Genomic DNA, 19,908 nt, shown 5'->3' on the forward strand with positions numbered 1-19,908 from the left:
TACCTTTGCGAGAATTAAGCATTATCGAGCTATTTCAAGTAGATATGACAAATTAGAAAGGAACTATGCCAGCATGTTATCGCTGGCATTCATGTTGATGTGGCTACCGATGTATTGTTGAACGCGAAATGTACAGCAAAGATCAACAGGCCCTAGCTACTATTCTGACAAGCTGTTGCCCCTTTGTGTTTTGGTGATATTTTTAGCAGATACATTTCGTCATCAACCTTCCTAACTTTCCTACATGGCAGCAAGTTAAATCGTGGTGCTCGGAAACTCCCAATTTCCTTTAAAAACAGGCTCCCTAACCAGTAAATGCAGATTGCATCATTTATGCCCTTTTTCTGAAAAGCATAGCTCGGGATAGAACAAAAGCGAATTTGGAGTGGCTATCAACCCAAGACTTCTTCCACCCAAGTTGGTTACTTTGATACCAGCTCTTTGGTCTTGAGCACTGCACACATTGAATGGGTTGCTTTATCGTGTGTTGTTTGTTTTCCTGCTAAAGTTTATGAAAATTGTTTGTTCAATTTAGCCAGAAGCAACGGAAACTTCACCCCGCTCTTTAACTCAACAAGAACAATTTGTCTTATGTAGTTAGTTTTAGGGTATTCCCATTTAGAACCTGATGTTCAAAAATCGCATCAAATAATCATGGATGCTTAACGACTACGTGTTGGGATACAGGCAGGGGTGATAACTCTGTGGTAAATATCACAAGTCGAAGCCCTATTTCCTGCTAGGATTCGTCGCGTTAACATCTACGAAAGCCTAAAAAAAATGTTAAAGCGAATAATGTTGCGCACTACATTAAATGCCTAACATCCACCTCACAGGAGAAAACATGATTAAAAATCACTTAGCTTTATTGGTAATACCTATCGGAGTTATTGCCATCACGACTGGTTGTCAGAGCACTGTTACTGAGGCTACTGTTGAAACTCCTAAGGTACGTTTTGCTGTTACTGATGCCATGCAGACGAAATTTTATGACGTTAATGGCAACGTAATTGATGCGCCTGAACTAGGTGATACGCTCTATGGTCAGGATGCGCAATATCAGGGCCTTCAACCGTCTTATACCGATAATGGCGACGGTACAGTAACAGATAATAACACTGGCCTTATGTGGCAACAAACACCCCCTTCAGGCAAAATGTCATATGATGAAGCCAAAGCCTATGTTGAAAGTCTTAATATTGGTGGTTATACCGATTGGCGCCTGCCAACTATTAAAGAGTCTTTCTCTATTGCCAATCTGGGAGGGAGCTTAAACGTAGCCGATATTACAAAAGCTGTCCCTTATCTCGACACTGAGTATTTCGATTTTTTCTATGATGAAAAAAAACCTTATACTGGTTCTTACTGGACGAGTACGGTTACAAAAATGCTGCCACAGAACGAATATGAAAAACAAGAACTGAATTACGGCTTTAACTGGGCCGATGGTCACCTAAAAGCGTACGGTGACGGCTATTATCGCGATGGTACTTCTATGAACAACTCCATTCCGGCAGGTGTACGTGCTGTTCGCGGAGAGGAAGGCGTTTACGGCGTTAACGACTACGTCGATAACGCAGACGGAACCGTCACCGACCGAGCAACCGGATTTATGTGGTCTAAGCAAGACAGTGGTTACATCAACGATGATGCTTCAGTTCGACTGCCAGATGACAAAAACTTTGGCTTCGGTCGAACCTGGGTCGATACGTTAGCTTGGGTTCAAAAAATGAACAAAGCCAATTACTTAGGGTATAGTGATTGGCGTTTACCTGATGCAAAAGAACTACAAAGTATTGTTCAATACGGTAAAACTATGTTGCCTGCAACTGATGCTAATACCTTCGACCTAAGCCGTAAAGATGTCTATATGTGGACTAGTACAACCTGCGGTGATTTCCCGGATACAGCGCTGTATCTGGCATTTGGTAAAGCCTGGGGAATTAATTTAATGTCTGATGGTCCTGTTGGCGCTGATTCAGACGGTGAAAAATCTGAAAGCACATCGTCATTAGCAGCCGCTACTGCAACGGTTGATGATTTCGTCGACACTCACGGTCCAGGTGCCATGCGTAACGATTACAAAGACTTGACTGGCGTCGCGACCCAAACACCTAAACTTGCCCGTGAACTTTGGGCTCGTATTAATGGTCAAGAATTCCCTTACGAGTTCGACGTAAATGATACAACGACTATCTTTGATTTAAGCGCATCAGAGAATGCCGCTGATTATACTGTTCTGTTCAATCACGCTATGCTTGTGCGCGATGCAGACTAAGATTGAGGCAGGCTCTTAGCAGTCTGCCTCTTTTTTTGGGAATACGTGGGGAAATTGATCAGATATTTTTAATTGAGAGCAAGCGTAGTAGGGGAACTAATTTGGCCACGTCACTAGAGGTTTTTGCAATACTCTCAATTGTTGTTTAGGCTCTTTTTTCTAGACATTTGTTAAACTCAATGTAGCTATTCAAATGTATTTATTTGGTTTTGTACCTTTGGTGTATGTGTTATGAGAAAAACAAAGAGAACAACATTACTAGTCTGTTAGAAATTGATTGATGACAGTGTTAGCGTTGTTTTGGGCGGATTGGCTACCTATAATTTCAGGCCAGTGGTTTACCTGATTCGCCAATGTACCAGTCAACCCTTTCTTACTTCCCCACCAAGCACCTGTCTTAAATTCATCGCTGTTTAGTAGCACATCAACATAACGCTTAGCACCGACATCTACAGAGTGCGCCTTTCCAAGCTTTTGCATTACCCACATTGCAGATTCCATGACCCATCTTTGATGCCAAGGTAGTGACGCTGTACCGGAAGTGCCACGCGCCATACCAGGATCAACCGTGATAAATCTTTTATCTGTATGCTGTCGCGCCATGCTCATTGTCCATAATGCGCCCATGAGCTTCACCGAGCCATAAATATCCGTATAGTTTTTGTTTTCAGCAAACTTTTCACCATTAACTACGCTGATCCACTCTTCAATTGAACCCTGTTCAATAGGAGGGCGGCCTGCTCCCACTTCTGATGCCCCCCTTGCCGCAAAGCTTGCGACATACATAATTGAGCCATCAGTAGAGAGTTTATTGTTTTTAATCAGGTGATTAGTAAATTGGACATGTCCCAACACATTGACCGCAAAGATAAACATGACCCCATCTTTAGTCAGTTGAGTTGGCGTTGTTCCTCCGCCCCCTCCGGCGTTTAAAATGACCGCATCCACTGGCGTATCAAGGTTGTCGGCAGCTTGACGGCATGATTCAACGTCGCCAACATCAACAAGTAAAATCTCAAAAATGTCCTGACCTGTTGAATCTTCTAATTGGTGGCGCGCCTCTTCAGCACGTTTTTTATCACGGCATGCCAATACGATTCTCGAAATGCCGTCTTTTTCAGCGAATTGTCGTGCTGCTTCAAACCCAAGTCCCGAGTTTGCACCTGTAATTAAAACTGATGAATAGTTCATAGTGTTTACCATTATTAAAAAGTGTAAAGGTGGCGCAAGGCCATGAATTAATCGTTACAACGCTCTAAAAATCAGTCTTCAATTTTTACGCAACGAACAGAAAACATATAATCCTTAGTGCTTGTAGCTCGTCGGATCTCACCTTTATGAGCATTCCACCAAGAATAAGCAAGAGTTCGAATAATGGCCTTTTTATCAGTCGAAGCGGTTGCGGTCCAAAACTCAGTGTAAGCACCTTGAGTGATGTAAAATCCATTCCACTTCACTCCAGCAGGGCGAGCAAAAAAGCGATGTTTATTGACGATTGATGGTTCAAATTTCTTAAACAAGCCATTGCTTTGGGACTCTTTGAGTTGAGCGCCAAGGTTTTGCTCACCACCTCGCCAACCATCTTGGTCAACTTCCTCTTCTGGCATACCTATATTACGCTCTAACTGTTTCCAATCATCATCGGTTGCCATACGCCAACCCACAGGGCAGAGTTTTCGCTCATCAGAAACATCATGCCAATCGTATAGCCTGCCATACTTCAATAAGTTATCTGGTTCATCTTCAGGGATTACCCCTGTCCTTACAGCAGAGCCGTCTTGAAATGCAGTACTTCTAAGCCCCTCAGCTAACCAAGTTTGTTCGCCTATTGTGACGGTACGGTAGATATTCCCTTCGACATCTTGCACCATCTCTTCAAGTTGGTATAACTCTCTATTAACGTCGCTCGCTAATGAAGCTGTTGCAACAATCATGCAGACTCCTATGGATAATATGTACTGTTTCATTAATTACTCCTTGAGTATCAACTTTATACTTCAAGCGGCTGTAAAGATGGGATAAGTTTAATTGGTCGGCTTCAGATAAACTTATACATTTCTATAATTGTTAATATGGACGTGTAAATTTAATTTAATCAATGGCTTATTGGGGTTTTCTCTATTTCAACGCTCATTATTTTTTGAGATATGAATAAGTTTTTCTTGGCTGTTTTACTTAGAATTCCTTTAAGCGTAGTAAACAAGACCAGCAAAGGAATCCCTAGCATTGAAAGCCATAAAATCTTCATTGACGTTATTATTATCGACCTTAATCATGATTATCAGTGGCTGTGCCAACAACGATATATCTCGTGTGCCAATGTATGAATCAGAGCAGTACTACAATTATTTACAGCTTACTTTTGACCAATATGTGGAAACGACAACAGAATGGTTACGGGAGAATCGATCTTTTATTACTGAACATGACCAGCATGAAATAGAGTTAGCGATGAATGCACCTTACAGTAAGGGAGATCTTAGCTCAGAAAAAGCGATCTTACTCGCACATGGTCTTGGCGACTCACCTTTCAGTTTCAGTGATATCTCAGACTCTCTTGCTGAGCAGGGCTTTTATGTGCAGGTGGTACTTTTGCCTGGTCACGGCAGTAACCCTAGACATATGAAAATGGTGAACTATCAGGATTGGCAAATAATGATTGATCACTATGCCCAGCAGCTAAAACAGCAATACGATGAAGTTTGGCTAGGAGGCTTTTCGACGGGCGGCAACTTGGTTTCTATTCATGCATTAGATAATCAGGGTGTGGATGGCTTAATGTTATTTTCACCAGGTTTTCAAACCAGGACGCCAGTACTAGAAAAATTAACGCCGTTAGCAGCAATCTTTACTGAAGGGTGGTTTACAGAAGAGAACAACCTTGCCAAATATAACTCTGGGCTTCTAGTTAGTGCATTAGCCTATTCAGAAAGTGCTAAGGTTTTTCGCAATAAAATCGCAGATCAAAAACTGGACATTCCTGTTATGTTAGTTGTTTCCGAGGCTGATAGCGTGATTGATGCGCATGCTCTAAATAAATACTTTGAGCAACATTTTACTCATCCCAAAAGTAGGTTGGTGTGGTACGGGGAGAAAACAGAATTTAAACTTCCTGGCAAAGTAGAGCGTTACTCGATGAAAATAGACGATCTTAGAATTAGCACAGCTTCTCACATGAGCCCTTTATTTGCACCTGATAATAGCTACTATGGACAGGGTGGAGACAAAATAATCTGTGAAAACAGCCTGAGCTCTTCTGCTGTCGAGGCATGCAATCAGGGTGAGGAAATTTGGTTTTCAGCATGGGGTTACACTGAAGTCGATCGCATTCACGCTCGACTTACTTGGAACCCATATTATGCCGAATTGGAAAAAACGATGAAAGCTATCGCCCTATAGGCCAATTAGATAAATTATTTGAGAGTAGAAAATGACCAACACACTGCACATAAATTCTATTTCGGACCTACATACTGCGTTAGGGCTGGGTGCCCCAACTCATCCACTAGTGAGTTTTTTCAAACCATCTAAGGTTAAACAGGGAGTTAAGGAAGATATCAAAATCTGTTTTGACCTCTTTCTTATTTCTTTGAAGGATTCTGTTCATTGTAAGGTTGGATATGGTCACACGACCTATGATTTTGATGAAGGAACGATGACCTTTATCGCTCCCGGTCAAGAATTGATGATTGAAGCAACGGAGCCATTGGAAGATTCGTTGGGGTGGACCATTGCTTTTCACCCTCAACTGATAGCAAAGAGCGACCTTAGTCACAAGATGTCTGATTATTCTTTCTTCGAATATCAGACAAATGAGGGTTTACACCTTTCAGAGCGTGAGCGTGTGATGGTCACTGATATCGCTTCTAGTGTTGGAAATGAGACAGAAATGAATATGGATAAACATACTCAATCGTTAATCTGCTCAAGCATTGAGTTGTTGTTGAAGTATTGTACTCGATTTTATGATCGTCAATTTATTGTGCGCTCTGATTTAAACCACGATTACATGAGACGTTTTAATCAGTTCTTATACTCATATTACCAAAGCGACAAGCCTTTTGAAGAAGGAATACCTACGGTTCAATACTGTGGTAAAGAGGTTGGTTTATCGCCTTATTACTTAAGTGATCTACTGAAGAAAGAGACAGGAAAAAATGCATTAGAGCATATTCATCTATTTTTAATAGAGCGAGCAAAGCGTCAGATTTTACAAACGAATGACAGCATTACTGAGATAGCTTATGACCTGGGTTTTGAATACCCACAACACTTTTCAAAGCTTTTTAAATCAAAAACAGGAGTAAGCCCTCGGCAGTTTCGAAATGATCCAACGTCAACACACTAGTGATGTTTAAGCTAAGGGCGTTTGAGGGGCGGTAGGAGCTGTTTTTGATAGCTCAACCTCAGGTTTTACATAATAGAATAAGGAACACTGATTTATTGTTTGTATTTACTATTCACTTTACACAAACAAATCATGACCTATAATTGAACGACTGTTCAAGTTGGTCTCGCTTATTTAATTGCGTTAATAAAATCGATTACCATCGCCTTGTGAATAATTAATAGGAAAATATTATGACTACTCAAACTATTTTATTTGATATTAACGAAACAGTACTTGATTTGAGTCCGCTTAAACCTAAGTTCCTACAATATTTTGGCAACGAAATTCATACGAGCACTTGATTCTCAATTCTATTGCATTCATCTACTGTTTGTTTGATTACTGAAACAAACAGTGAGTTTAAAAGCCTTGCTTTAGCTGCATTGAAAACGTTAGCTGGTCGCCTTGATAAAACTATTACAGATGAAGGTTTCCAAGATATTTTAAGTACATTTGCACATTTACCTGCCCATGATGATATTAAGCCTGCACTGAAAATGCTAAAGCAGGCTGGTTGTAAAGTGGTTGCGTTATCAAATTCTTCATCTGAGCTTCTCAAATCTCAGTTGTCTTTTGCTGGTTTAGATGATTATTTTGATGCTGCAATTTCTGTCGAAGAGGCGAGTACCTTTAAGCCTGCTAAGGTTGCATATCAATACGCATTGCAGCAACTTCAAATTTCACCGATTCAAGCTCGACTCGTTGCTACTCATGACTGGGATACTCATGGTGCGCTTAGTTCTGGTCTGAAAGCTGCTCATATTGATCGTTCTAGTGGGCAATACAACGCGCATTATTTGATGCCTGATATATTAAGCAACAGCATGGCTGATATTGCTAAGCAAATTATAATTAAGGAAAATTTATAATTTTCATTAGGTTATAAAGAATAGCTATTAGGCAGAATGAAAAATCCTAATTTAGTAAAGGCGCTGGCACGTTTATGCCCCATTCCAATTCAGCGAGATTTTTCGCTGATAAATTTCGTCCCTACCTTCTCGACCATCCTAGCCTGAAAGTAAGCCGAGATGCGATGGAGAAGGTTTCTCCTATTTTCTTGCAAAGACGTAGCCCCTAATCTGAAATTATTTCCTGAGTTTCTGACAGACAAATTGGCATTGTTTTGCGAATTTTCACTACTAAAGATTTTAGGTATTACCATATAGCTTGTTTCACGGTGATTTGTCACACTATATAGTTATTTCTTGACCCTTCTTGATCTGGATCAAATCTATAAAACCATGTTTTTTTAATTAAGTTTCAGCCTCTTCAGAAATATGTTACATATGACAATCAAACATCAAAACACTGTGAAATTTAACCTATATCGGGCTCCTTTTTTTAATGTCAGCGCGATTAACTCTTGTTTGTCATGCTTCACCTCGTTAATTAAAATGTAACCCCCCCAAAATCAAAATTTTAATATTATGAAGGACTTTTTATATGAAACAACTAGGGCTGAAGAGATTACTCCTTATTTCAGTGGTTTTACTGGTCGGTTTTTCAGTCTCTATCTCAAGCTACATATCTTATGTTGAAGAAGAAGTTGCCATCAAGGACATCATTACTACTTCAACGAAAGAGTACGTTGCTAGCAAAGCACAGATGGTAGAAGTCTATCTAAAAGAAAAAGTTGATGGAGTTGGTGAGTTGGGGGAGCTGTACAAGAATAAAGAGTTTACAGGAAACAATGACGATGATTACATAGCGGTGATTTTCAAGCTACTTGTCGCCTGTTAGTTAATTTTTAAGCTGCTATAAAACCTTTATCCTCAGCTTTTACGTTCGATGGATTTAAGTAAACTGAACCCACCGGTTCCATATTCTTTATGTCGCCACTCCAGCGTTCTGGATGTCGTTTTTGTGCCTTTTTATAGACGATAACTCGGGCGGATAAAATCTCAATATCTTTGCCTGTATGACGTTCTTCTGGCGTCACTAACTTTATACCGCTATGTCTGTGTTCAGTATTATACCAACTCACAAATCCTTCTACCCAGCACCGCGCTGCGGTGATATTTTCAAACGCTCTTTCTGGGTATTCTGGTCGATATTTTAAAGTTTTAAATAGCGACTCTGAATACGGGTTATCGTTGCTTACAGAAGGACGACTTAACGAAGGCATTATCCCTAACTCCTGTAGTGTCGCCAACATAGTCGCCCCTTTCATTGGACTGCCGTTATCTGAATGAAGGACAACTTGCCCATACTCGATACCCTCTCGTTGGCAGATATCTGTCATCAAATCGGCCGCTAGGGCACTGGATTCATTGTCATGTACTTGCCACCCAACGATTTTTCTACTGTAAATATCCATTACCATGTAAAGGTAAAAAAAGAGTCCTTTTATACGTGTGGGAAGATACGTTATATCCCAGGTGTACACTTGATTAGGACCTGTGGCAACCAAAGGTTGCGGACGAGCAACTTTTCTACGTGGCTTATCGGCATTCCGATGAATTAACAAATTTTTCTCTTTTAAAATCCTATAAAATGTCGATTCAGATGCAAGGTAAATGCCTAAGTCGGCTAACGGATAAGCTCCAAATTGACTTAAAGCTGAACTCATGTGGCCAGCTAACACCCAATTAAATGCTAGATCGCTGAATCTGATTTAGTAGTGATAACGACACGAAATTATCGTTATCGCTTGATCATCGACTGCGTAAACAAGCCTATTAGTGTCATCAATACGACGAGACCAAAACGAGGTTATTTCGTTGATTCGGTAGGAGTAGGAGCGAATGAGGGAATAACCTGCAGGTATGCCAGGCATCAAGAACGTGTGGTAAAGGAAGATGCAGAGCATCAGATGTAACTTGGGTTAGAAAACTAGTAGTAGCCCTCTTTTAGAGGCAGTGTCAAAGCTACCTGCTACTGCAAGTAGTTTTTTACTACGTAACGTTTATGTAGAAACCTAAAGTCGTTACGTATAGCCACAGTACTCCTCAAACGAAACTTCCATTCCCCTGTAACGAAATCGTCCGGTAACGGTTCGGTCGTTGCTCTTTGACGGACCCCTTACCCCCATCAGAAACACCAACTACTTTTTTCAAATACGACCCAAGCTTGATTCCAATATTTGTCAAAATTTTTTCTATAGTGGGTTTATTACGATATTTAGTTCTTCAGCTTGTTTGGTTGGTCAATTGTCGTTTAAATTTCGCGGCTTTTAAGGCGATATTTTCCTCTTTGGCTAGAATTGGTGCATTTCACTGTAGATTTACGATGGCAATAATTCTGAATTTTTCATTATTTTTCAGTAGATTAGAGTTGATATAAAGTTATTGTACAAGTGGAAAATAAATATTGCGTTCAATTTTTTTTTCATTATACTGCACGAATGGATAATATAGTAAAATGTGAAGAATATGAATGTATCTCTCGTCAGAATAAAATTAGTTTCAAGGGCATTAGCAATTATCGCAATGGTATTGACTGTCTCTGGTTGCGATAAAGCCAATTCAGAGATAGTAGAAACGGTTATTAAACCCGTGAAGCTATTCGAAATATCAAATTCCGCTTCTAGTCAATACGACTCCTTCATTGCGAATATTGATGCCACTGATAGAGCAACGCTCTCATTCCAAGTAGCAGGAGAGATTGAAACCATTAGCGTGAAAATGGGCAGTATGGTGAAGCAGGGGGAGGTTATTGCTTCGCTAGATCCTACAGACTACCAACTGGCTTATGAGGCAAGACTTGCTGAATATAATTTGGCGAAAACGGCATACACACGTGCTAAGCAACTCAACAACAAGAAGTTGATTAGTGTGGATACATTTGATCAAACAGAAACTCAGTATAAAGCCACTGAAGCAGCATTAGAACAAGCGAAGGCCGATCTTCGTTACACACATATTAAGGCACCGTTTGACGGGGTAGTATCCCTTACTTTTAGTAAAGAAAATCAATTTATTGGTGCCAACCAACCGGTGTTGAACGTTATTAATAATCATATTTTAGATGTGCAGCTTACTATCCCTGTCAGCTACGCTGAACGTTATGGACTCGACCATATAGAGAATTCAGAGTTTTCTGTTGTTATGGATAATCATCGTGAGATGAGTATTCCTGCTGAGTTTAAGGAGATCTCAACCTCTCCTAATACTGACACCAATAGTTATTCGGCAAGTCTTACCATTGTGCGTCCTACTCTAGTGAATTTACTTCCGGGGATGACGGGTCAGGTACGCTTGCACAATCCCGTCAACGGTGATTCTGTATCCATCATGACTACAGCATGGGTAACAAAAGAACAGAATAAAGGTCAGTTATTTCGATTTGATGCTGCAACACAAACCATTTCATTAGTGGATGTTGAGCTCAATGAGCAAGGGCGAATCATATCAGGCATTGCTTATGGTGATCTTATTGTAGAAGCCGGAGTTGAGCAGTTAGTTCCGGGCCAACACGTAAAAGCATGGACGAAAGAGGGGGGTATCTAACATGCGGTTTCAACATTTAACAATCGCGGTACTTTTGACTGCCACACTTACAGCGTGTCTCCCTGAAGCGACATATCGTCAACAAAACTCTTTGATGGTTGATACATTTACGGTTCAATCTGCTGCTGACACTCAATTTCGCACGTTTAACGGACAAGTCATCCCCGCCGAACTCACAATGCTTTCATTTCGTCTAGATGGTGAACTTTCAGCAGTGTTGGTCAAGGAAGGTGATTCTGTCTCTAAAGGTGAAACATTAGCTTTGTTGGATGAAACTAAAGTAAAACAAAATTTAGCTGATGCGCAAGCGAAATATGAATTAGCATTGAAACAAGTGCAACGTGGTAAAGACTTACGTAATAGAAAAATGGTTTCTAATGCAGAATTTGATGAATTGACTGCTAACTTTGAACTTGCACAAGCGACTTTGGGGGCAGCACAGGCCCGTATGCGTTATACACGGCTTAAAGCGCCATTCGATGGCGTTATCTCATCGGTAAATAAGAAAAAATATGAGAATGTTACACCCGGAGAGGAAGTACTCAGTATATATCAAGATGATCAAGTATATGTAAAGATCGAATTGTCAGATTCGGTACTTGCGATGCTTAATCCAGAATCAGGCTCTGCTGATTACTCACCGCAGGCCACGTTTTCTGGTCACGTAGGGAGCTACCCTCTTACTTACTTGGAACATACGAGTGAACTTCACCCACAAAGCCAAACTTATGAATTTTGGTTAGAGATGGCTCAAATTGAACCTAGAGTATTACCTGGTACAAGTGCAAAGGTATCGGTTGACCTTGTTAAAGCAGGGCTCCACTCATTAAAAGCGTATCAATTGCCTATGACTGCGATTGATGCGGGTAAGCATCGCCAAGGTTTCTATGTATGGAAGCTCGAAAATGGTAGCGCTAATCGCTACCCAGTGAACATCGATCAAGTAACAGGTAATGGCGTATTAGTTGTCAGTGGAATAAAAGAGGGTGATGTATTGATCAATTCGAACTTACGCAAGCTTCGTGATGGCATGAATATTAAAGGAGCGGAGCTGTGAATATTGCTGAATACTCAATGAAAAACAAAGTCATTAGTTGGTTATTTTTAATTATACTGGCTGTTGGTGGTTTCACTTCTTTTATGGATCTCGGTCGCTTGGAGGATCCTGCTTTTACCATCAAAGATGCAATGATTATCTCAACCTACCCAGGTGCAACGTCACAAGAGGTAGAAGAGGAGGTCACTTACCCATTAGAAAAAGAGATACGTAAGCTGCCTTATTTAGATAAGATCACCTCAACCTCTTCTGATGGTATGTCTCAAATTATGGTGAGTATGGACATGATCTATGGGCCTGATGAATTGCCGCAAATTTGGGATGAAATGCGCCGTAAGATCAATGATCTGCAACCAAACCTACCTAGCGGTGTAAGTTCTATTCAAATCATTGATGATTTTGGTGATGTATACGGCATCATGCTTATGATCACTGGAGAAGGTTTTGATTTTGTTGAACTAAAACGTTACGCAGATTACTTGAGTCGTGAGTTAGAGCTTATCGATGGCGTCGGTAAAGTCGCCATTTCTGGAGACCAGCAAGAGCAACTGTTTGTTGAAGTCTCGCTTGAGCGTTTAGCCGCACTGAATCTAGACATGAACACCGTTGTCGGCTTGCTTAGTCAGCAAAACAGCGTTCAGTCGTCAGGAGAGGTGATGGTTAATGGACAATCCTTAATGATTCGTCCTAACGGAACAATGAGTTCTGAGCAAGAATTGGAAGAGTTGATTATTCATGGCCGTGATACAGGTAATCTTATTCGCCTTAAAGATGTGGCGACGATTAGCCGTGGTATTCAAGAAAAACCATCTAATGTGCTTATGTTTAATGGTGAGCCCGCCATTAACTTAGCGATTTCATTTAGCTCTGGTGTGAACGTAGTTGAAGTTGGTAAAGCACTTGACGCCGAACTTGAGGCATTAGAGCGTATCAAACCAGCCGGTATCAATATCAACTACTTCTATAATCAATCTGCGGAAGTTGAAAAATCGGTGAATGATTTTATTGTCAGCTTAGGCCAAGCAGTCGCGATTGTTATCATTGTGCTTCTATTTACTATGGGTTTACGTAGCGGCATTATCATTGGTGCGGTTTTATTGCTGACCGTTTTTGGTACGTTTATTTTGATGCAGAGAAACGGTATCGAGTTACATCGAATCTCGTTGGGTGCCTTGATCATTGCACTTGGTATGTTAGTTGATAATGCTATTGTTGTCGTTGAAGGGATCTTGGTTGGTTTGAAGCGTGGTAAAACAAAAATGCAGGCAGCTTTAGATATTACCAAGCAGACACAATGGCCTCTATTGGGCGCGACCGTTATTGCAATCACTGCATTTGCACCTATTGGTTTATCGAAAGATGCAACGGGTGAATTTATGGGCTCGTTGTTCTGGGTACTGTGTTATTCCTTGTTTTTAAGTTGGGTCACCGCATTAACTTTAACGCCTTTCCTTTCAGAACTGCTGTTGAAAGAAGAAACGAAAACCGAAGGACAGCAAGAAATTGATCCATATAAAGGTATGCTATTTTCGGTATTTGGTGCAAGTCTCAAATTTGCTCTGCGTTTTCGCTGGTTAACTATAGCAAGCATGGTGGGGTTATTAGTGGTTGCTGTGGCAGGTTTTGGAATGGTTAAACAGCAGTTCTTTCCACCATCAAATACACCCATGTTCTATATCGATATGTGGATGCCGGAGGGAACGGATATACGTGAGACCTTACAAGAGACTAAGAAGGTAGAGAAATACATCCGCTCTAAGGACAACGTCGAGTTTGTTTCTACCACAACAGGTCAAGGGCTTCAGCGTTTTGCTTTAACCTACCAACCCGAGAAGAGTTACGAGGCTTATTCACAACTTCAGGTTCGAACTGAAAGTCGTGAGACAATGTTTGCCTTGCTGGAAGAGCTTGATCGTACGCTTGCGGTTCAGTTTAACAAACCAACATTCCAGTTCAAATTGATAGAGTTTGGTCCGTCCCCGGCATCGAAAATTGAAGCGCGAATTATGGGGCCAGATCCACAAGTTTTACGTGATATTGCGATTGAAGTAGAAGATGTTCTACTTCAAGATCTGGGCGCTCGTAATGTTCGTCATGATTGGCGTGAGCGAACTAAAGAGCTCATTCCTCAATTCAATGAATCAAAAGCTCGTCGTTTAGGTATTTCTAAGGCTGATGTGGCGAATACGCTTCAAATGGCTTTTGGTGGTACATCAATTGGTTTGTTGCGTGATGGTACACACATGTTGCCTATTATTGCACGCCTTCCAGAGCAAGAGCGTGTTGATTTTGAGTCATTAGCCAATGTAAAAATTTGGAGTCCATCTTTACAGACATATATTCCAGTAGATCAAGTTATTGATGGTGTTGCGTTGGATTGGCAAGAACCATTGATACAGCGTCGTGACAGAAAACGCACGTTAACCGTTTTGGCCGACCACGACATTTTAAGTAATGAAACACCAGCTAGCCTATTCAGTCGTGTGCAGCCTAAAATTGACGCGATTGAGTTACCCGAAGGTTATCGTATATCTTGGGGGGGTGAGTATGAATCGTCGAAAGATGCTCAAGCAATGTTGTTCGCGTCGCTGCCAATGGGCTACTTGTTTATGTTTATCATCACAATGCTGTTGTTTAATTCCGTTCGTAAGCCTTTAATTATCTGGTTCACTGTACCATTGTCTATTATTGGTGTTTCGGTTGGTTTGTTGGCAACCGATATGCCATTTAGTTTTACCGCTTTTTTAGGTCTGTTGAGCCTAAGCGGTATGATATTGAAGAACGGTATTGTTCTGCTTGATCAGATTAATATTGAGCTCGCATCAGGTAAGGATAAATATCAAGCGGTGTTTGATAGTGCAATCTCAAGGGTACGTCCTGTGAGTATGGCTGCTGTCACGACCATACTTGGTATGATCCCACTTGTATTCGATGCTTTTTTTGGGTCGATGGCAATAACAATTATGGCTGGGCTTGGCTTTGCTACGGTTCTTACACTTATAATTGTACCGGTGTTGTTTGCTATCTTCTACCGAATCAAACCTTCTACCGAAGGATGATCCACTGCCGGATTAATTCAAGGAATGAATAACGATTCGTTTAAACCCTGCCTAGATTCGTCTGGGCTTTTTTATTTTTGATTTACTGAGGATTACTGTTGACAATCGGGAGCCCACATAAAATGCCTACTATAGTGCGAAGAGTATTTTGATCACGAAAGGACAATGTCCAACCCCTTTCCAACTCTCATTGCAATTTTGGCCACAGTGTATTAGCCACTTCCGATGCTTCATGAGTAAAAATTATACTAATTGGTAAGTTGTGCATTTGTTGAAGATTGTAGGAACGGTTAACTGCCGCCTTTCACTTGTAGATGCTGAGGTAGTATGAAACTTTATTACTCTACTTGATCTGTTTTTGGCAGGGATGACAGTTTCAGTATGATAGTTTATTTTTCTGAGGCGCTTTTCATTAACAAAAAAATCAATGAGTTAGCCGAATTTTATTATGATGCTGTTTTACTCATGTGCAGCTTTCTACACGGAAACTATCCGGATTTTGTGTTTTCAAAATAACGTTTTTCATGGCTATGTTAACGTTAGATGAAACTCTATAGTTAAACTTGACCGAATCGTTCGATTCGTTAATTTTAAAATGCATGTTAACGGTTAGATTGAGTGAAACCTATGCAAACTTTAAACGCCAATGAAGCAAAAAACAAATTTGGAACAATGCTTATTAATATTCAGAGCGAACCTGTTGAAATTTTGAAAAATGGTACGTCTGTCGCTGTAGTTATGTCTTCTAAAGATTACAAGGTAATTGAAGAACTAAAAATGGAACTTGTTAAACTCCGTTTTGCTAATATCGATGAAGATGATTTGGTCGATGGTGATACCTTTTTTGAAGAGCTAGAATCAGGTAAGTACGATTAGTCAACTACTCACCCCTAAAGGGGCGAGCTTGTAAAGAGCTCTGGTTGACCAGAATGGTATGGATACAGGCAGTCAGCATGTCGGCTGCGCCATTATCGGACTTGGTAAAGTGATTTACCAAAGCCAAATTGCCTTGCGCCAAGACGTGTCTAAAAAGATGCAGCAACGCGCCATGTATCGCAGAAGCCGTAGAGGGCGTAAGTGCCGCTATCGACCCGCCAGATGGCGTAATCGCGCTTCTATGCGTAAAGAAGGTCGGATTGCATCAAGCATTAAAAGCAAACTGGACGCACATTTAAAAGAAAGACGATTTGTCGGATCCATACTGCCTGTTGCACGCTGGAAGGTGGAGCTTGCCAGTTTTGATATTCACAAACAAAACTTACCTGATGTGAGTGGTTCAGGCTATCAACAAGGCCAGCAAAAAGACTTTTACAATGTGAAAGCTTGTGTGCTTCATCGGGATAACTACCGCTGCCAGTCAGGACAGAAAACTAAGCATTCAAAGGCATTGCATGTTCACCATAAAGTGTTTCGTTCGAACGGCGGCACGGATGCACCAGATAACCTGATTACTTTGTGTAAGACATGCCATGATGCACTGCATATCGGTCAGTTTGAGCTTAAAGCCAAAAGGTCGAAAACCAAACACGCAACGGAAATGGGTATCCTTAAATCCTTGTTGAAAAAGTCCGATTGGAATTTTGAGGAAACCTTTGGTTATGAGACAAAATTCAAGCGTGAAGCTATTCTATCTTTACCCAAAACGCATTATTACGATGCAGTCGCTATTGATTGTGAAGAGGGCGAAGTCGTCAAGCCAAACAAGGCGGTGTACTTTAAGCGCCATGTAGCAAAAGGTGACTACCAGCAAACCAAAGGCGCACGCTCAGAAAAGCGTATTCCTGTCGGTAAGCTGTTCGGACTAAAGAAACACGATTACGTGCAAACCCCTCAAGGCAGTGGGTTCTTTAAAGGTAAACGCAGTAGTGGTTATTTTGCCTTAGAGACCATTTTGGGTGAGAAGGTTCACGCGAGTGCGAATGTAAAAAAGAACGTGATCAGGCTATCGGCCAGATCATCCGTATTAATTGAACGAATGGAGGCGGCAATTCCTCCCACAGCTAAAGCAACGGGTATCCATGCCGCAAAATGATGAAAAATGTGAAATTCTACCTCAGAGGACACGCCAGTACTGACATAGCAAAAATCAGACAGTATACGATAAAAGAGTGGGGGCATAATCAGTGGGACAAATATAAAGTCGCCTTGTTTAAAAAACTTCAATCACTAGCTAATAACCCACATATGGAAGCTAATATTGAAGAAGTTTCCAGTAACGCCTTTCGATTCCCAATAAAAAATCATGTTATCTATTATACAAAAAGAGAAGATACGATCATTTTCGTAGGCGTTATATCATCTGACATGTCGCCTCAAAAACATATGATTCGAGCGAAAGAGATAGCCAATGAACTCGACAAGTAAATCCTGCTACTGATCATTCCAGAAGTGCGTTTTTGTGATATTCAAAACTTATATTCAACTTCTTACCCAACCACCTTCTTCGTAAGCGGACTTTTCAAAACAGTTATCTAAAATGAGACTTAATTTCTTATAAGCTAACTCAGCCTCATACAGCTCACGAAGGGCTTCAAATGCTTGATCTTCTGGTGTTGTCTCTATTTCATCTGTTTGGTTTTGAGAGTGCCACAAGTCAAAAGACCTTTTTACAAGATCGATGTCTTGCTGTAATTCCTGAGCACTCTTCCAGATTTCTGTGATAACCATCCCCTTTGTATTAACCATAATCTTCGACCTAAGGATATTTCAATGCAAGTATAAATTGAGAAAGTGCCAAAAGCAAAAATCACAGCTGACATGTGATCGTGCTAGCTCGTCTTTGGAGAACTGGGACAAATGATACAGCGAAACAGTTGTGAGTAGTCACCATTTCATTAATAATTACAGGTATTGAAACTCGATTATACGGATGTCCAGTATCAGTGGGGTCGATCAGTCTCAAAGGTTATTACTTATTCAACAGGAATTTACGCAAATCTCTTTCAACACGCATGACAAACAAAATGAATACTTTGTCTGCGTCTTGTTTATAGAATACACGACATGGAGCAACAACAACCTCACGGTAACTTAAATGTTCTAGTTCCGGTGGAATACGCCCTGATTGCGAAAAACGCTCTAGACGTTCAACTTTAGAGAAAACCGTGTGAACTAATTGCTTTGCTGCAACGAGATGTTCAAGTGCGATATATTCAGCAATATCATTAAGGTCGGATAATGCTGGTTCCGTCCAGATTATTTCAGCCATTTTGACATTTTGTCCTTGGCTTCTTCGTGACTCACCGCTTTACCATCAGCTAGTGCACGTTCACCTCGTGCAATACCCTCAAGAATTGATAAACGGTTTTGCATAAACTCGTAATCATCCACATCGATCAAATATGCAGATGGTTTACCGTGCTCTGTAATTAATACTGGTTCTTTAGTATCGTGGAGTTCAGCGAGGATCTTAGTTGCTTGACGCTTGAGTGATGTGACTAATTCTACTTTCATGGGACCGGTTCCAAAGGAATACTAAAGTGATACTATTCTATCACTTTATTCATAGCAAGCGCCATGACGGCTAACGCTTTCTATACGACTTTTAGCCGCCTTTCATAGTAACAAAGACAGATAATTGTCAAAAATTCAATAGACTAAGCGAGGTACGAAGTTACCTCGCTTGGAACGCTTTACAGATCCAGTTTCGGCTGAATAAAATCGATACAAGCAACATGTGTGAAAATTTCAGGGCGAGACAATATTACTCGGTACGAACACTATATTCAGATGAAAAAAGTGGCTAATTCACTTTTCGTAAAACGAAGTCGACAAAAGTACGATTTTTTAATGACAATTGTTTAGAGCGATAGAGTAGATGGATCGGTTTAGGTCTTGGTGTGTACGTTTGAAGCAACTCTATTAGCGTCTCGGATTGGATTTCTTCTTCAACCAGAATTCTAGGTTGCAATAAAATGCCTGCCCCATTTATTGCCGCAAACTTAAGGACATCTCCATTATTTGAGGTGAGACGAGTATTATTGAGATCAAAGGTATTCGATGGCATGTTTATCACTTGTTGGCTCTCTCCTTGGTGGTATTGAAATCCTAAGCAATGGTGTTGGTCGAGATCTTCTATACAACTGATTTCGCTATGTTTCATCAAATAGGAAGGTGCGGCGCAGTAAGTCATCTCGTAATCACCAAGCTTTCGTACAACAAGGGAGGAGTCGACTAAATCCCCGATGCGAATAATGATGTCCGCATCGCTGAGATAAGGGTCAATTAGATTATTATCTAGCTGTAACTCCACATTCAAATCTGGATATTCTGCGAGAAACTCCGCTACGATTGGTGCCAGTATCATCTTTCCGTAAGTTACTGGGCAGTTGATCTTCACTGTACCCGTCGGTCGATTGACTAGCGTTTGAATCATGTTTTCAGCGTTGGTAATGTCTTCAATGATACGCAAGCATTCTTGGTAGTAGAGTGTGCCAGCTTCAGTAAGCGATTGCTTACGAGTCGTTCGGTGAATGAGTTGTGTACCTAAGCTTTGTTCTAAAAAGCTTATATGTTTGCTAACCATCGTCGGTGAAATATCAAAATGATGGGCAGCGTTGCGAAAGCTGCCATGTTCTACCACATAAGTGAAGACTTTCATGCTGGTTAGTTTGTCCATTATGCACTCAAGGTTTATAAATAAATAACTAAAGTAGAGTTTATCAATCAATAGAGGT

16 protein-coding genes and 5 pseudogenes are annotated in these 19,908 nt (G+C 40.7%); 13 read left to right on the plus strand and 8 right to left on the minus strand.

Annotation, left to right across the window (positions count from 1 at the left end; all coding sequences use genetic code 11):
* Together R3X26_RS09120 and R3X26_RS09125 are read left to right on the plus strand one after the other, a co-directional pair.
* Positions 1–121 (plus strand): annotated as a pseudogene (locus R3X26_RS09120) (IS5/IS1182 family transposase); the annotation flags it as partial.
* 723 nt (positions 122–844) lie between these two features.
* Complete coding sequence (locus R3X26_RS09125) at positions 845–2,278, plus strand: DUF1566 domain-containing protein (protein WP_317716997.1); 1,434 nt, start codon at positions 845–847, stop codon at positions 2,276–2,278.
* A 258-nt stretch (positions 2,279–2,536) separates the two neighbouring features.
* Here R3X26_RS09125 and R3X26_RS09130 read toward each other — a convergent pair whose 3' ends face one another.
* Positions 2,537–3,481, minus strand: a complete 945-nt coding sequence (locus R3X26_RS09130; protein WP_317716998.1) for an SDR family NAD(P)-dependent oxidoreductase — start codon at positions 3,479–3,481, stop codon at positions 2,537–2,539.
* A 59-nt stretch (positions 3,482–3,540) separates the two neighbouring features.
* The gene (locus R3X26_RS09135) at positions 3,541–4,245 is read right to left on the minus strand and encodes a fibrobacter succinogenes major paralogous domain-containing protein (protein ID WP_317716999.1); all 705 of its coding nucleotides are present in this window, start codon (positions 4,243–4,245) and stop codon (positions 3,541–3,543) included.
* A gap of 259 nt (positions 4,246–4,504) precedes the next feature.
* Between R3X26_RS09135 and R3X26_RS09140 the strand changes: the two genes are divergently transcribed.
* The 4 genes and pseudogenes from R3X26_RS09140 to R3X26_RS09155 all read left to right on the plus strand — a co-directional run bounded on the left by R3X26_RS09140 (position 4,505) and on the right by R3X26_RS09155 (position 8,408).
* A complete protein-coding gene (locus tag R3X26_RS09140) occupies positions 4,505–5,677 on the plus strand; it encodes an alpha/beta hydrolase (protein WP_317717000.1) in 1,173 nt (390 codons plus the stop codon).
* A gap of 31 nt (positions 5,678–5,708) precedes the next feature.
* On the plus strand, positions 5,709–6,626 hold the full coding sequence (locus R3X26_RS09145) for a helix-turn-helix domain-containing protein (RefSeq protein ID WP_317717001.1): 918 nt from the start codon (positions 5,709–5,711) through the stop codon (positions 6,624–6,626).
* Between the two features lie 233 nt (positions 6,627–6,859).
* Positions 6,860–7,537: pseudogene (locus tag R3X26_RS09150) on the plus strand (haloacid dehalogenase type II).
* Between the two features lie 574 nt (positions 7,538–8,111).
* Entirely contained in the window at positions 8,112–8,408 is a 297-nt protein-coding gene (locus R3X26_RS09155) for a hypothetical protein (protein WP_317717002.1), read from the plus strand.
* Positions 8,409–8,415: 7 nt separating this feature from the next.
* On the opposite strand, the pseudogene R3X26_RS09160 reads toward R3X26_RS09155, so the two are convergent.
* Together R3X26_RS09160 and R3X26_RS09165 are read right to left on the minus strand one after the other, a co-directional pair.
* Positions 8,416–9,201: pseudogene (locus R3X26_RS09160) on the minus strand (IS3 family transposase); the annotation flags it as partial.
* A gap of 81 nt (positions 9,202–9,282) precedes the next feature.
* Positions 9,283–9,384 (minus strand): annotated as a pseudogene (locus R3X26_RS09165) (type II toxin-antitoxin system YoeB family toxin); the annotation flags it as partial.
* Here R3X26_RS09165 and R3X26_RS09170 point away from each other — a divergent pair.
* From R3X26_RS09170 to R3X26_RS09200, 7 genes and pseudogenes are all read left to right on the plus strand, one after another.
* Positions 9,376–9,486: pseudogene (locus R3X26_RS09170) on the plus strand (IS200/IS605 family transposase); the annotation flags it as partial. The pseudogenes R3X26_RS09165 and R3X26_RS09170 sit on opposite strands and share 9 nt — an antisense overlap.
* A 553-nt stretch (positions 9,487–10,039) precedes the next feature.
* A complete protein-coding gene (locus R3X26_RS09175; RefSeq protein WP_317717003.1) occupies positions 10,040–11,116 on the plus strand; it encodes an efflux RND transporter periplasmic adaptor subunit in 1,077 nt (358 codons plus the stop codon).
* Position 11,117: 1 nt separating this feature from the next.
* Entirely contained in the window at positions 11,118–12,173 is a 1,056-nt protein-coding gene (locus R3X26_RS09180; RefSeq protein ID WP_317717004.1) for an efflux RND transporter periplasmic adaptor subunit, read from the plus strand.
* Positions 12,170–15,232 (plus strand): efflux RND transporter permease subunit, encoded by a 3,063-nt coding sequence (locus R3X26_RS09185; protein WP_317717005.1) that lies wholly within the window; start codon positions 12,170–12,172, stop codon positions 15,230–15,232. The genes R3X26_RS09180 and R3X26_RS09185 overlap by 4 nt, the downstream gene beginning before the upstream one ends.
* Positions 15,233–15,859: 627 nt before the next feature.
* A complete protein-coding gene (locus R3X26_RS09190; protein ID WP_317717006.1) occupies positions 15,860–16,108 on the plus strand; it encodes a type II toxin-antitoxin system Phd/YefM family antitoxin in 249 nt (82 codons plus the stop codon).
* Positions 16,109–16,166: 58 nt separating this feature from the next.
* Positions 16,167–17,264 carry an RNA-guided endonuclease IscB gene (gene iscB / locus R3X26_RS09195; protein ID WP_317717007.1) on the plus strand — a complete coding sequence of 366 codons (1,098 nt, stop codon included), beginning with the start codon at positions 16,167–16,169 and terminating at the stop codon, positions 17,262–17,264.
* 8 nt (positions 17,265–17,272) lie between these two features.
* Positions 17,273–17,596, plus strand: a complete 324-nt coding sequence (locus R3X26_RS09200; RefSeq protein WP_317717008.1) for a type II toxin-antitoxin system RelE/ParE family toxin — start codon at positions 17,273–17,275, stop codon at positions 17,594–17,596.
* A 54-nt stretch (positions 17,597–17,650) separates the two neighbouring features.
* On the opposite strand, the gene R3X26_RS09205 is transcribed toward R3X26_RS09200, so the two are convergent.
* The 4 genes from R3X26_RS09205 to R3X26_RS09220 all read right to left on the minus strand — a co-directional run bounded on the left by R3X26_RS09205 (position 17,651) and on the right by R3X26_RS09220 (position 19,850).
* Complete coding sequence (locus tag R3X26_RS09205) at positions 17,651–17,917, minus strand: hypothetical protein (protein ID WP_317717009.1); 267 nt, start codon at positions 17,915–17,917, stop codon at positions 17,651–17,653.
* Between the two features lie 223 nt (positions 17,918–18,140).
* Positions 18,141–18,440 carry a type II toxin-antitoxin system RelE/ParE family toxin gene (locus tag R3X26_RS09210; RefSeq protein WP_317717010.1) on the minus strand — a complete coding sequence of 100 codons (300 nt, stop codon included), beginning with the start codon at positions 18,438–18,440 and terminating at the stop codon, positions 18,141–18,143.
* Positions 18,428–18,685 carry a type II toxin-antitoxin system Phd/YefM family antitoxin gene (locus tag R3X26_RS09215; protein WP_317717011.1) on the minus strand — a complete coding sequence of 86 codons (258 nt, stop codon included), beginning with the start codon at positions 18,683–18,685 and terminating at the stop codon, positions 18,428–18,430. Before R3X26_RS09215 ends, R3X26_RS09210 begins: the two co-directional genes overlap by 13 nt.
* Positions 18,686–18,974: 289 nt before the next feature.
* The gene (locus R3X26_RS09220) at positions 18,975–19,850 is read right to left on the minus strand and encodes a LysR family transcriptional regulator (protein WP_317717012.1); all 876 of its coding nucleotides are present in this window, start codon (positions 19,848–19,850) and stop codon (positions 18,975–18,977) included.
* Between the last annotated feature and the right edge of the window lie 58 nt (positions 19,851–19,908).

The organism is Vibrio sp. TH_r3 (assembly GCF_033101115.1).
Lineage (GTDB): Bacteria > Pseudomonadota > Gammaproteobacteria > Enterobacterales > Vibrionaceae > Vibrio.

Bases quoted from the DNA above. Each gene is read 5' to 3' on its own strand.
- R3X26_RS09125 (WP_317716997.1), top strand. From the start codon at position 845: ATGATTAAAAATCACTTAGCTTTATTGGTAATACCTATCGGAGTTATT.
- R3X26_RS09130 (WP_317716998.1), bottom strand. From the start codon at position 3,481: ATGGTAAACACTATGAACTATTCATCAGTTTTAATTACAGGTGCAAAC.
- R3X26_RS09135 (WP_317716999.1), bottom strand. From the start codon at position 4,245: ATGAAACAGTACATATTATCCATAGGAGTCTGCATGATTGTTGCAACA.
- R3X26_RS09145 (WP_317717001.1), top strand. From the start codon at position 5,709: ATGACCAACACACTGCACATAAATTCTATTTCGGACCTACATACTGCG.
- R3X26_RS09155 (WP_317717002.1), top strand. From the start codon at position 8,112: ATGAAACAACTAGGGCTGAAGAGATTACTCCTTATTTCAGTGGTTTTA.
- R3X26_RS09175 (WP_317717003.1), top strand. From the start codon at position 10,040: ATGAATGTATCTCTCGTCAGAATAAAATTAGTTTCAAGGGCATTAGCA.
- R3X26_RS09180 (WP_317717004.1), top strand. From the start codon at position 11,118: ATGCGGTTTCAACATTTAACAATCGCGGTACTTTTGACTGCCACACTT.
- R3X26_RS09190 (WP_317717006.1), top strand. From the start codon at position 15,860: ATGCAAACTTTAAACGCCAATGAAGCAAAAAACAAATTTGGAACAATG.
- iscB (WP_317717007.1), top strand. From the start codon at position 16,167: ATGGATACAGGCAGTCAGCATGTCGGCTGCGCCATTATCGGACTTGGT.
- R3X26_RS09205 (WP_317717009.1), bottom strand. From the start codon at position 17,917: ATGGTTAATACAAAGGGGATGGTTATCACAGAAATCTGGAAGAGTGCT.
- R3X26_RS09210 (WP_317717010.1), bottom strand. From the start codon at position 18,440: ATGGCTGAAATAATCTGGACGGAACCAGCATTATCCGACCTTAATGAT.
- R3X26_RS09215 (WP_317717011.1), bottom strand. From the start codon at position 18,685: ATGAAAGTAGAATTAGTCACATCACTCAAGCGTCAAGCAACTAAGATC.
- R3X26_RS09220 (WP_317717012.1), bottom strand. From the start codon at position 19,850: ATGGACAAACTAACCAGCATGAAAGTCTTCACTTATGTGGTAGAACAT.